Source organism: Aeromonas sp. s3, assembly GCF_040907805.1.
GTDB classification, from domain to species: domain Bacteria; phylum Pseudomonadota; class Gammaproteobacteria; order Enterobacterales; family Aeromonadaceae; genus Aeromonas; species Aeromonas dhakensis.
Genome location: NZ_JBFOCQ010000015.1, coordinates 85089 through 96983, shown reverse-complemented (window position 1 = coordinate 96983; position 11895 = coordinate 85089). Strand labels below are relative to the sequence as shown.

Sequence of the window (11895 nt, the reverse complement as noted above, 5' to 3'; positions counted from 1 at the left end):
TACTTTCCCGCTGCCGCTCGACTTGCATGTGTTAGGCCTGCCGCCAGCGTTCAATCTGAGCCATGATCAAACTCTTCAATTTAAGTTTGGTTGCCTATAAAGGCGGCTCAATGAATTGCTGAATTAACTGCTGCAACTTAAAAGTTGCTTTGGTCACTTCATCAGACATTGAAAATCAAAAATTGTTTTTGATGCTCGATGCTGTGAGTGCCCACACAGATTGCTTGATTCAAATTGTTAAAGAGCAGGGTCGACAACTATAACCCTCACTGGGTTGCTTTGCAAGCCAGACCAGACGCGCACTGCGCCGTGCTGATGGAGGCGCATTATAGGGATATGATTCTCGCTGACAAGCGAAAACTCCGTGTTTTTTTGAAAAAGACGTTAAAGTGTTTAACTAACCACCAATCAGGATAAAAAGCGCCCCAACAGCAACCCAAAGGAAGCCCATCAAGGTCTCTTGAGCATTAGTTGCTGGTCCAGAGCGTCCGACTATAAGAATGGGTGCCAAAACGAAAAGGGCCCCTTGGGGCCCTTCGATATCACGCGGTATCTCTATATATCAGATAGAGAAGCTGGAACCACAGCCACAGGTGGTAGTGGCATTGGGGTTGGTCACGGTGAAGCGGGAGCCTTCCAGACCTTCGGTGTAATCCACACTGCCGCCAACCAGATACTGCAGGCTCATGGGATCGATCACCATGGTGACCCCGCTCTTCTCGACCACGGTATCCCCTTCGTTGATCTTCTCATCGAAGGTGAAACCATACTGGAAACCGGAGCAGCCACCGCCCGTGATGTACACCCGCAGCTTGAGCTCGGGATTTTCTTCTTCGGTGATCAGGGTCTTCACCTTGTTGGCTGCCGCATCCGTCATCTGGATGGGCAACGGGGCTTCTGCTACTGCACTCATTACTGACCTCACAACCGTTAAATCCACAAACATGGAAACCGCGAAATTATCCAATACCCGACCATTCAGTTCAAGTATTCACCAAGCTTCTTACTGTGCGGCCGGCACAGGTGCCGGTGGAGCGGCCACCAGCGGCTTGATCACCTCGCCCCATTCAGCCAGTAGCTCCTGGGCCGGTTGCCGACCATCCTTGCTGATGGTGACCCGCACCCGGTCCGGTACAAAGCCTTCCGGCAACTGCCAGTTGCCTTCCAGCAGCTGGAAGTAACGCAGTGCATAGCGCCCCTCTCCTACCTTCATGCCCAGCTCACGGCTGCCGAGGGTTCTGGGCTTGTCACCCTGGCTTCCTTCCACCTTTATCTGTACCTGACCGCGGAACAGCTCGCGCTTCTTGGCGGGCTGGGTCAGCGCCAGCCGATAGTGATAACGGCCAGGGATACTGGTCTCCTGCAGGGTGAGGTTGTCGATCACCACCCCCACCTGCTCGCCGGTGGGACGCATGATCCGCTCGAAGAAAGCCAGCTGGCGCTTCTGCTCCTGCACCTGGGCTTCCTGATCCTTGAGCGCCTGTTGCAACTGCTCGAATGCTGCCTTTTGGGTAGCCAGCAGGGTCTCCTTGATGCCGAGCTCGCCCTTGAGCTGGCCAATGGCCTTGGCCTGGCGTTCCAGCGTCTCCTGCTGAACCGTCAACAGGCTGCTCTGAGCCAGCTCCTGGCGATTACCGACAAAATAGCCGATGAGCGCCCCCACCATCAGCACTGCCAACCACTTCATTATCTGGGACATAAGGCCTCTTTTGTTACTGCGCATACTGCGGCCACGCTCCCTTCACTATACGCGACACAAGCAGATTCAGGCCGGCAGACAAAAAGTTAACCGGCACTGGCGCCGCTTTCTCCCCGCTTTTGACGCGCCGCGAGCCGTAAAGTTCGCTCCAGGATCTGGGAATAGATGGGGCGGCCCCCCAACCACTGGGCCACCAGGGTCGCACCGACCGTGGTGATCATCATGGGCAGGATCAGCTGATAGTTGTCGGTCATCTCGGTCACCAGCACTATGCCGGTGATGGGCGCACGCACGGTGGCAGCAAACAGCGCCCCCATACCGGCGATGGCAAAGGCGCCCGGTTCGATGCCAAGTTCGGGGAAGGCCGAGTGGAACAGGTGACCAAACACCACCCCGAACAGGGTGCCAAGGGCCAGCGTCGGCGCAAACACCCCGCCCGGCGCACCGGAGCAGAAACAGACCAGAGTGGCCACCAACCGGATGGAGAAGATGAGGAACAGGGTGGCCATTGCATACTCCCCGCCCATCAGGTGAGGGATAAGCTCGGTGCCGCCACCGGTCACCGCCGGGGCGAACAGCGACAGCACGCCGAAGGTGCCCGCCACCAGCATGCCGATGGCCACGAAGCGATGGCGCTTGTTTTGATGCAGTGCCAGATAACCATCCTGACAGGCCAGCACCAGCTTGTTGAAGACGAACCCCAGCACCCCGAAAGCGGCCCCCATGAAGAGGAACAACCAGAGCGCCTTGAGAGCCGGTGCATCGTAGTGAGGCAAGCTGATCACGGCCCCCTGCCCCTTCATGTTCTGCAGCATCAAGGTCGCCATGATGGCGGAGATGCCCACCGCCTTGATGGCCAGAAAGGAGTAGCGAAACTGCGGTCGCATCTCCTCCATCACGAACAGGATCCCCGCCAGCGGCGCATTGAAGGCGGCGGCCAGACCGCCGGCCGCACCGGCCGCCAACAGGGCATGGCCGTGCTCCTTCGGCAGCCGGAAGATATCCGCCACCATCTTGCCGAGGTTGCCGCCGATCTGCACCGAGGGCCCCTCCCGCCCCAGCACCATGCCGGAGCTCAGGGTGCAGATACCGCCGAAGAACTTGACCGGCAACACCCGCCACCAGCGCACCGGCCGCAGTTCGTCCATGGCCCCCTCGATCTCGGGAATGCCGGAGCCCCCGGCCTCCGCCGCAAAGGTGTGGGTCAGGAAATAGCCGATCATCCCCAGCAGGGCGCTGAAACCGAAGCCAAGCAGACCGAGCTGCCACCAGGGGCGATCGGCCAGCAGATCAATGCGCTGCTGCGCCAGCCAGTGAACGCCGGACTCGAACAGTCCACAGACCAGCCCGGCCAGGGTACCGACCAGTGCCGCCAACAGCAGCACCAGCAGGGGCATCTTGTCTTGATGAATGATCCGCCGCAGGACGGGGCCACGGGGAGGCGAGAGCGGTTCAGCAGAAGAGAAAGCTTGTTGCGACATGAAAAAAACCACATTCGTTTGCTGACGGAGGTGACGACATCCAGCCTGCTGCCCGGCTGCCCAGCACCGGGCCTTTCTGCTATAGTCGGCCCGTTTCATTTAACACGGGGCAGTCCTTGGCCAGGGAGTCAAGAGCGCAAGCATACTCCAGCTCCCCCCGACTGCCGAGCCGCAATCGGCCACCTGCACCTGTGTGACGACCAAAATCCCATTAAGGATGATCCATGTCAAAATCAGATCAGCTGTTTGAACAGGCCCGCCAGACCATTCCGGGCGGCGTCAACTCACCGGTCCGCGCCTTCAATGGGGTCGGCGGCACACCCCGCTTCATCGATCACGCCGATGGCGCCTACCTCTATGACGTGGACGGCCAGGCCTACGTGGATTACATCGGTTCCTGGGGCCCCATGCTGCTGGGTCACAACCACCCGGCCATCAAGGCCGCCGTCATCAAGGCCGTCGAGAAAGGGCTGAGCTACGGCGCCCCCACCGAGATCGAAGTGCTGATGGCCGAGAAGGTACGCCAGATCGTCCCCTCCATGGAGCAGGTGCGGATGGTCAACTCCGGCACCGAGGCCACCATGAGCGCCATACGGCTGGCCCGCGGCTACACCGGTCGCGACAAGATCGTCAAATTCGAAGGCTGCTACCACGGCCACGCCGACTCCCTGCTGGTCAAGGCCGGCTCCGGCGCGCTGACCCTGGGTCAGCCCAACAGTCCGGGCGTGCCTGCCGACTTTGCCAAGCACACCCTCACCTGCGTGTTCAACGATCTGGACTCGGTGCGCGAGGCCTTCAGCCAGTACGGCAGCGAGATCGCCTGCATCATCGTCGAGCCGGTGGCCGGCAACATGAACTGCATCCCGCCGGTGCCCGGTTTCCTGGAAGGGCTGCGCACCATCTGTGACGAGTTCGGCGCCCTGCTGATCCTGGACGAGGTGATGACAGGCTTTCGCGTCTCCCTGCGCGGCGCCCAGGGCCACTACAACATCGACCCGGATCTCACCACCCTCGGCAAGATCATCGGTGCCGGCATGCCGGTCGGCGCCTTCGGCGGCAAGAAGAAGGTGATGCAGCACATCGCTCCGACCGGCCCCGTCTATCAGGCAGGCACTCTCTCCGGCAACCCGGTGGCCATGGCTGCCGGCCTCACCATGCTGGATCTGCTGCTGGAGCCGGGCCTCTATGAACAGCTGAGCGACAAGACCGCCCGAGTTGCCGAAGGGCTCAAAGCCGCCGCCGCCAAACACGGTATCCCGCTCGCCATCAACTACGTGGGCGGCATGTTCGGCTTCTTCTTTACCGACGAGACCGAGATCACCCGCTATGAGCAGGTGACCCGTTGCGACATGGAGCGCTTCAAGCGCTTCTATCACCTGATGCTGGAAGAGGGCGTCTATCTGGCGCCGAGCGCCTACGAGGCGGGTTTCCTGTCGCTGGCCCACGGCGACAAGGAGATCGAACACACCCTGGCCGCCGCCGAGCGCAGCTTCGCCAAGCTGGCCGGCTAAGCCGTCGCCATCTGCCACACAAGGGCCCTTCACGGGCCCTTTTTCATTCTCCCCTCGCCATGCCCGCTGCCGGTGCAATCCGCCCGTCGGCAACCGTGATTTGTCACCAAACGGTGCAACCCCCACCACAGTCGTTGTCATAAAGCAGGCCCACAATTTGCAGCCGTCAGCAAGACCCATCCTTTGTGAGCGAGGTAGGTATGGCGGAAATGAGCCCCATCGATGTGCTGCGACGCTATCAGGAGTACGAAGCCGAACTGGCCCCCCTGCTGCTGGGGCTGCTGACGGCGCCACCCGATTCACTCAAGGATTACCCCTTTATCCTGCATCAGGCCCTCAGCCGGGAACCGCTCGGGATCCTGCCGCCAGTGCCTGCGCCGCAAGCCCGTTTGCATCTGATAGTGAGAGGTCATGGCCGTGAACTGACCCTCTGCCTGAACCAGCTTATCGCCTGGCTGATGGGGGACAGGGAGCGGCGCCGGGCCATGCCCTGGTTCAAGGGGGTTTATGTGGTGCTGAGTCTGGCGCTGTTTCTGATCGTCGCGACGCTCATCTGGCACGGGCTGGAGCAGCTCTATCTGCTGCTGTGCGGAGCGCAGCAGAACCGGCTGGGGGCCTTCAGCGCCATCATCTTTCTGACCCTGGCGCTAGCGGTATTCGACTTGGGCAAGACCATTCTGGAAGAGGAGGTGCTGCTACATAAAGACATCTTTCGCCACAGCGCCATTCGCCGCACCATTACCCGTTTCATCGCCGCCATTCTGATCGCGGTCTCCATCGAGGGGCTGTTGCTGCTGTTCAAGGGCTCTCTCGGCCAGGTCGAACTGCTCTGGCCGGCGGTGGGGGTGATGGGGTGCGCCGTGGGACTGCTGCTGGCCCTCGGGCTCTATGTGTTTCTGGGAGCCAGGGCCGAAGCGGCGCTGGTGCAGGCCAGCCTGCGACCTCTGCCAGCCGGGGTTGTGGCGCCAGCCAAAAAGCGTACTTGGCCCAGGAGGTATAGATAACGCCAAAGGCCTGCAACCACTTCAATACTCCGCGGCCAGCACCGGCACGCGCCGCACTGGCTAACCAGTGACGCCTGCCAGCCGGGGTTGTGGCGCCCGCCGCGCCGCCCGCCAGGAGGCGTACATGGTCCAGGAGGTATAGATGACGATGAAGGCCACCAGCCATTTGAGCATCGCCATGTCCATGGATTTGACCAGCATGGCCGCCAGCACCACGCCGACAGGGCCGAAGATGGCCACCGCCAGCACCGCCTTGGCGTCGAAGGCCCCCTTGCGGATGAAGGTGCCCGCCGAGAAGACGCTGAGCACGGCGGTGGAGCCCATCATGATGGGGAAGGCAGCCAGCGGGTTCATGCCGAGCAGATAGACTAGGGTCATGCAGGGGGCGAACAGGCCTATGCCCACGTTCATCAGCACGCCAAAGAGGAAGTTGCCGGCGAGCGCTATCCCGAGCTTGTAACCGGTCAGCCCCATGGCATCGCCACCGAGGGGGAACAACCCCAGCAGGCCCGCGAAGATGAGGCCAGCCACCACCAGCAGGGAGACCGCCATCACCAGCCGGATGGTCTGGCGATCGAACGAGGCGACGTGGCGCGCCCCCCAGGCCGCGCCGGCAGCAGCGGCCACCATCATGCCAATGAGGGTGAGCGGCTCCACCTGCACGGCGCCGATAAAAATCAGGGACTGGGTGACCGTCGGCAACACGCACTGGCCGTTGAGGGTGCCCGGCAGCAGCCGGTCGTCGATCAGCTTGAACTGCTTGTAGCAGGCGGTCTTCACCGCGAAGCTGCCAACCCCCAGGGTATCGAGAAAATTGGCGACAAAACCGATGGCCGCCACCGGCCAGAAGGGGGTCGACTCCAGCGCACCCTGTTGCCGCTTGTGCCACCAGGCCCGTACCAGCATGAAGATGAACGCCAGCGCACAGATGATGAATATCAGGCGCAAAAGATTAATTAACATACAGAGTTCTCCAGCAACGGGCGGCGATTCTAAGGCAGCAAAAATAAAAAATCTTGGCCCTGATCAAGCATTCATCCCTTGCAAACGATTCCTTGGAGAAACTCTTGTTAGGCACGCCCGAACGAATCTGCTAATACTTCTCTATGAGGGCCAGCAGGCCTGGGGCCGCCGGTGGTAGTCATGGTCATTTCGCGACGACCACAGTCACCGGCGGGAAGTAGACAAAAAGAAGGCCGGTATGCACCGACCTTCTTTTTTATTGCTGACTCGCCGATGTTTTGCCCGCCAGCCACTGCCAGCCCGGCAGGCGTGGCAGCCGCTGGGCGATCCAGCCGATCAGCGCATCCGACAGACCGGTCGACAGCAACAGAGGCAGACAGAGCAGGGTCAAGGAGAGGGCGCCGACATAGACATCCGTCAGCCAGTGGGCACCAGAGAGGATGCGGGGCGCCGAGAACAGCGGCACCATCAGCAGCGCCGTCACCCCGGCCCAGCGTGGCAGATAGCGCAGGGCAAAACCGGCGAAGATCATCAGGAACAGGGCGTGATCGCCGGGGAAGCTGTCGCTGGACGAATCCTTGGTCGGGATCCCGCTGAGCTGGGTGACCCGCAGTGCATCCGCCACCATCAGGGTCGGGCTGGGCCGGCTGACCGGCAGCAGATGGCCAAACTGGTTGATCACCAGGGCCCCCAGCAGCATGACACACCCCATGGCCACCAGCCGGCGACGCCCCTGCTCGTCCGCACGCCAGAAGCAGCGGGAGAGGATAAGCCCCATGCAGGAGAGCACCGCCAGATCGAACAACCGGTTGTTGGTCACCGCCACCAGATCGGCCCACCATTGGGCCTGGCCCAGCCAGCCATTGACCAGATGGAAGACGACGAGATCCCACCGATCCCAGGGGCCGTGATCGGGCAGAGCGGCCCAGCTGACAGCGATGAGACCACCCAACAGATAACAGGGTATAAATTTGCGCATACGGACTCTCCTCCCCGAAAAATGGGGTCGTATTTTAGAACATAAGAAGCGTGACGTGAATCACACAAATGAGGGGGGAAGCAAAGTTCATGGGGAAAACAGTGCGGCAAAACAGGTTCCGTTTAAGCCCTTCTTGGAATGCTCCGATCCTGATGGCGGACTTGGCCGTCCCTGACCTTGCGGCTAGTATGGAGCTCTTCCCTTTCGCGAGATGAACAGCAATATGCGCAGCTACCTCAGGATGATGCTGTTTGCCCTTGGCCTGCTGGCCGGCGTGCAGATCCCGGGTCTGATCGACCTCTACTACCAGCGGCTGGACGCCCGTCTGCAACAGGCCAGCCTCAGCCTTGCCCCCTTTCAGGAGACGGCGGATCAGCACTTCGACGGCGATCTGACAGCCCTGGTCAACCACTACCGCACCAACCCGGATCCGGTCTTCGCCAAGGATGCGGCCAGCCTGCAACTGCTGGTCAGCCAGCGTCAGACCCTGCAGCAGGAGAGCATCTACAAGAACGCCCCCTGGTACCGGCAGCTCTCCCACCTGCTGCTGCGTGCCGAGCCCCAGCTCTGGCAAGATACCCTGCAAAACTACAGCTATGTGGTACCGCTCAAGCAGGCCGCCATCGTCTGCGGCATGGCGGCGGGCTTACTCGCGGCCCTTGTCGGCGATCTGCTGCTCGGCCTTCTGCTGCTGCCGTTTCGCCAGCACCAGCCCAGGGTACGCTACGGCCAGCGCTGATCCCTCAGCCAGTCCCCGCCAACAACAAGGGGGCCCGCGGCCCCCTTGTCGTCTCTTGCTCTCCCCTACAGCTCGTAGGGCAAGCGCGATTCGCTGACCAGCCGGTTGAGCGCCTTCACCACCTCGGGATCGAACTGGCTGCCTGAGCGCGACATGATGTACTCCATGGTCTGGGCCAGCGACCAGGGCTCCTTGTAGGGGCGCTTGCTGAGCAGGGCGTCGAACACGTCGACCACCGCCACGATACGGGCCGACAGCGGGATCTGCTCGCCGGCCAGCTGCTCCGGGTAACCCTTGCCATCGAAGTGCTCATGGTGGCCACGGGCGATCTCGGCCCCCAGCGACAGATAACTGGTCCCCTCCACCATCTCCCCCGCCTTGTGCAATATGCTGGCGCCGATGTCCGCATGCTGCTCCATGATGGCCCGCTCGTCCGGCTCGAACCGCCCCGGCTTGTGCAGGATGTGGTCCGGCGTGCCCACCTTGCCCACGTCATGCAGTATGCTGGCCATGCCGATCATGTCGACGAAGCCGGGGGTCAGCTCGTCGGGATAGGCCCCCGCCTGTTGCAGCTCGGCCACGATGGCATCGGAGAGCTTCTGCACCCGCAGCACGTGATCGCCGGTATCCGAATCGCGAAACTCCGCCAGCGCCGCCAGCGCCACCACGGTTGCCTCCTGGGCGCGCAGCAGCTGGTTGTAGAGATAGAGGTTGTCGTATGCCGCCGAGATGCGCTGACAGAACACGTCCAGCAGATCGCACTCGAGCGGGTCGAGCGGCTGGGTGGGGGTGAAGTTGAGCACGAACTCGCGCCCGTTCTGGGCCGCGATGTAGAGCGCATCCTGGGGATGCTCGAAGCGGTTGCAGCGATTGGCCAGCGCACTCATCACAGAGTCATGCAGGGCCGGGAAGGTGGTTAGCGGCACGTCGCTCAGCAGGGATTCATAGTCGCCGGTAGCGGCCAGGATCTCCAGCTCCTGCGAGCCGGGCCGGCGCTCGGCGCAGATGGCCCCCTCGGTGCCCACATCGAGAATGGCGCTGATCTGCTTGAGCACCCCGGAGGCAAATTCCCGCAGCGAATGCAGGTGATAGAGATCCCCCGCCCCCTCCAGTATCTTGCCGAGCCCCTGCCGGCTCTTGTCGATGGCGCAGAGAGTCTCGTAGGAGCGCAGGGAGGCGATGACGGTGGTGTAAAGCTTCTGCACCGTCAGCTCGGTCTTGGTCTTGTAGTCGTTGATGTCGTAGTCGAGGATCACCCGCTGCTCGGGGGCCTGCCCGGGCTGGCCGGTGCGCAGCACGATGCGGACCAGGCCGTTCTTCATCTCGTTGCGGATCTGGTGCACCAACCGCAGGCCGGCGTCCTCGGTCTCCATCACCACGTCGAGCAGGATCAGGGCGATGCGCGGGTTGGCCTGCAGCATGCGGGCAGCCTCGGCACCGCTGTAGGCGTTGAGCAGGGCTAGCGGGCGGGATTTGTACTGAATGTTGGAGAGTGCCAGCCGGGTGGCATGATGAATGTCCGGTTCGTCATCGACGATCAGCACCTGCCAGGGATTGGCCATCCTGGTCACCACGGCCTCATCGTCATCCAGCTCGATGATGTCGTCATCCAGCCAGATCTCGTCCTTGTCTTGGGCACTGCTCATATCGTTCACGCCTCCAGGCGCTGCATGAGGGTACAGACAGTATGTACCATCAGGCCGCGATGGATCACAAGCCCCGCGCGATCCGCCTGCCACCATCCATGAACAGATGACTCACTCGAACGGTTCGAGATAGGCCTGGATCGCCTTGCGCAGCCAGGCCAGCACCCTGCCGTGATAGGCATTTTCCGACAGATAGACGCCGTAGTCCCGCCACTGCAGGCTGAACTTGTGCTTGAGCGTGAGCAGGGAGCCTTGGCGCAGCTGACTCTGGATCAGCGGCGACGGCAGCACGGCCCAGCCGAGGCCGTCGAGCACCGCATCGCGCATCAGCTCGAAACTCGACAGCCCGATGTGGTGGCCGCCGATGGGCAGCAGGCTCTTGACCGAGAATTCATCCACGTAGGAGAGGGTGACCTGGGTGTGGCCGGTCAGATCCTGCTGCAGTACCCGCTTCAGGCTGGCCAGCGGATGACTCGGCGCCACCACCATCAGGGTGCGGATCGGGTTGAGCACCTCGATGTTGAGGCCGCTGCGCTCCTGCTCCTCGGTGATGAGGCCGAAAGCGGCGTCGACAAACCCCTCCTCCACCAGGGCGGGCAGCTCGGGCGGCGAGGCCAGCACCAGCGAGATGCTGGTGCCGGGAAACCGGTGGCGCAGCTGGCCCAGCATCTCCCGCCACACCGCCTCGGGAATGGCGTCATCCCGCGCCACCCGCAGCGCCACCTCGGCGCCGGAGGCGTAATGTTCGCACTTGAGCTTGAGACTGTTGGCCGCCTGCAGCAGCCGCTTGCAGTCGTCCAGCACCTGCTCGCCGATCTCGGTCAACCGACTCTGGTTGGCCCCTCGTTCAAAAAGTTCGACGCCAAGCTCCACCTCCAGTGCCGCTATCGCCGTACTGACCGCGCTGCGACTCTTGCCAAGCCGGCGCGCCGTGTTGGCGATGGAGCCGCTACTGGCTGATTCCACAAAGAGTTGTATCTGGTAGAGCTTCATGATCCGGGTCGAGAGCTGGGTATCCGATATTCACCTTACCTCGCCCGCTTCTGCCAAGGCAAACTGTCAGCGTCTGAATTGTCGACGCTCAGCGATTCCAGCCTCCTGCTGGGTGGCGGCTATCATGGCCCCCGTCGCAGCAACAAAAGGACATTTTATGTTATTCAATCGCATGCTCCTGGCCCGCATCTTCCTGACGGGCGCCATCCTGACCGAGGTCGCCGGCACCTCCAGCATGGCCATGATCCCGGAGAACGAAGCCGGCTGGCTCAACTACCTGCCCATGTGGCTGCTCATCTCCTTCTCCTACCTGTTGTTGGCCAAAGCCGCCAAAACAATCTCCATTGGCATTGCCTTCGCGCTCTGGGAGGGGCTGGGGATCGCGCTGATCACCGTCGTCTCCGTGCTGTTCCTCGACTACCAGCTGAATGCTCAGGAGTTGATCGGACTGGCGCTGGCCATAGTGGGGATTGTTCTGGTGACGATGGGCGAGCGCCACGATGAACCGGCCGCTCGCACACCCCGTGCCAACGAGGAGGCCGTATGCACCCGCTGATGATAGTGCTGGGCGCGGCCTTGCTGGATATCGGCGCCAACATGGCGATCAACCGTTCGGTCGGTTTTCGTCACAAGGGGTGGGGATTCCTCGGCATCCTGCTGGTGCTGTGTGCCTTCACCCTGCTGTCGGAAGCGGTCAGCACCGGCAAGATCGATCTGGCCGTGGCCTACGCCACCTGGGGCGCCATCGGCATCCTGGGCACCGCCCTCGGCGGCCTGCTGCTGTTTGGCGAGCGACTCAAGCCCATCGGCTGGATCGGCATGCTGGTGATGGCCGTCGCGGTCACCCTGCTCACCACCGCCTGATCCCGAGAATGCATCC

12 protein-coding genes and 1 rRNA gene are annotated in these 11895 nt (G+C 62.0%); 5 read left to right on the top strand and 8 right to left on the bottom strand.

From position 1 onward, the window contains the following. From AB5Y98_RS08285 to clcA, 4 genes are all read right to left on the bottom strand, one after another. A 16S ribosomal RNA gene (locus AB5Y98_RS08285) occupies positions 1-82 on the bottom strand; the annotation flags it as partial. 480 nt (positions 83-562) lie between these two features. Beyond that, positions 563-913: an iron-sulfur cluster insertion protein ErpA gene (gene erpA / locus AB5Y98_RS08280; RefSeq protein ID WP_005304404.1), complete on the bottom strand. Its 351-nt coding sequence runs from the start codon at positions 911-913 to the stop codon at positions 563-565. A 90-nt stretch (positions 914-1003) separates the two neighbouring features. Further along, entirely contained in the window at positions 1004-1699 is a 696-nt protein-coding gene (locus AB5Y98_RS08275) for a DUF6776 family protein (RefSeq protein ID WP_368231712.1), read from the bottom strand. Positions 1700-1785: 86 nt separating this feature from the next. Next, positions 1786-3180 (bottom strand): H(+)/Cl(-) exchange transporter ClcA, encoded by a 1395-nt coding sequence (gene clcA / locus AB5Y98_RS08270; protein ID WP_368231711.1) that lies wholly within the window; start codon positions 3178-3180, stop codon positions 1786-1788. A gap of 224 nt (positions 3181-3404) precedes the next feature. On the opposite strand from clcA, the gene hemL reads away from it, so the two are divergent. Together hemL and AB5Y98_RS08260 are read left to right on the top strand one after the other, a co-directional pair. Next, a complete protein-coding gene (gene hemL / locus AB5Y98_RS08265) occupies positions 3405-4691 on the top strand; it encodes a glutamate-1-semialdehyde 2,1-aminomutase (RefSeq protein WP_368231710.1) in 1287 nt (428 codons plus the stop codon). A 200-nt stretch (positions 4692-4891) separates the two neighbouring features. Continuing rightward, positions 4892-5695 (top strand): hypothetical protein, encoded by an 804-nt coding sequence (locus AB5Y98_RS08260; RefSeq protein WP_368231709.1) that lies wholly within the window; start codon positions 4892-4894, stop codon positions 5693-5695. A gap of 60 nt (positions 5696-5755) precedes the next feature. Here the strand turns inward: AB5Y98_RS08260 and AB5Y98_RS08255 are convergent, their stop codons facing one another. Both AB5Y98_RS08255 and AB5Y98_RS08250 read right to left on the bottom strand, forming a co-directional pair. Beyond that, positions 5756-6658 carry a sulfite exporter TauE/SafE family protein gene (locus AB5Y98_RS08255; protein ID WP_054543429.1) on the bottom strand — a complete coding sequence of 301 codons (903 nt, stop codon included), beginning with the start codon at positions 6656-6658 and terminating at the stop codon, positions 5756-5758. A 256-nt stretch (positions 6659-6914) separates the two neighbouring features. After that, the gene (locus tag AB5Y98_RS08250) at positions 6915-7637 is read right to left on the bottom strand and encodes a phosphatase PAP2 family protein (RefSeq protein ID WP_336290102.1); all 723 of its coding nucleotides are present in this window, start codon (positions 7635-7637) and stop codon (positions 6915-6917) included. A gap of 211 nt (positions 7638-7848) precedes the next feature. Here AB5Y98_RS08250 and AB5Y98_RS08245 point away from each other — a divergent pair, with 211 nt between their 5' ends. Continuing rightward, entirely contained in the window at positions 7849-8376 is a 528-nt protein-coding gene (locus AB5Y98_RS08245; RefSeq protein WP_336290103.1) for a DUF2937 family protein, read from the top strand. 65 nt (positions 8377-8441) lie between these two features. Here AB5Y98_RS08245 and AB5Y98_RS08240 read toward each other — a convergent pair whose 3' ends face one another. Continuing rightward, the gene (locus AB5Y98_RS08240; protein ID WP_017766313.1) at positions 8442-10022 is read right to left on the bottom strand and encodes a response regulator; all 1581 of its coding nucleotides are present in this window, start codon (positions 10020-10022) and stop codon (positions 8442-8444) included. A gap of 111 nt (positions 10023-10133) precedes the next feature. After that, a complete protein-coding gene (locus AB5Y98_RS08235) occupies positions 10134-11015 on the bottom strand; it encodes a LysR family transcriptional regulator (protein WP_005304434.1) in 882 nt (293 codons plus the stop codon). Positions 11016-11172: 157 nt separating this feature from the next. Here AB5Y98_RS08235 and AB5Y98_RS08230 point away from each other — a divergent pair, with 157 nt between their 5' ends. After that, positions 11173-11571, top strand: a complete 399-nt coding sequence (locus AB5Y98_RS08230; RefSeq protein ID WP_005304437.1) for an SMR family transporter — start codon at positions 11173-11175, stop codon at positions 11569-11571. Beyond that, positions 11559-11879, top strand: a complete 321-nt coding sequence (locus AB5Y98_RS08225; RefSeq protein WP_017780532.1) for an SMR family transporter — start codon at positions 11559-11561, stop codon at positions 11877-11879. Before AB5Y98_RS08230 ends, AB5Y98_RS08225 begins: the two co-directional genes overlap by 13 nt. Positions 11880-11895: the final 16 nt, after the last annotated feature.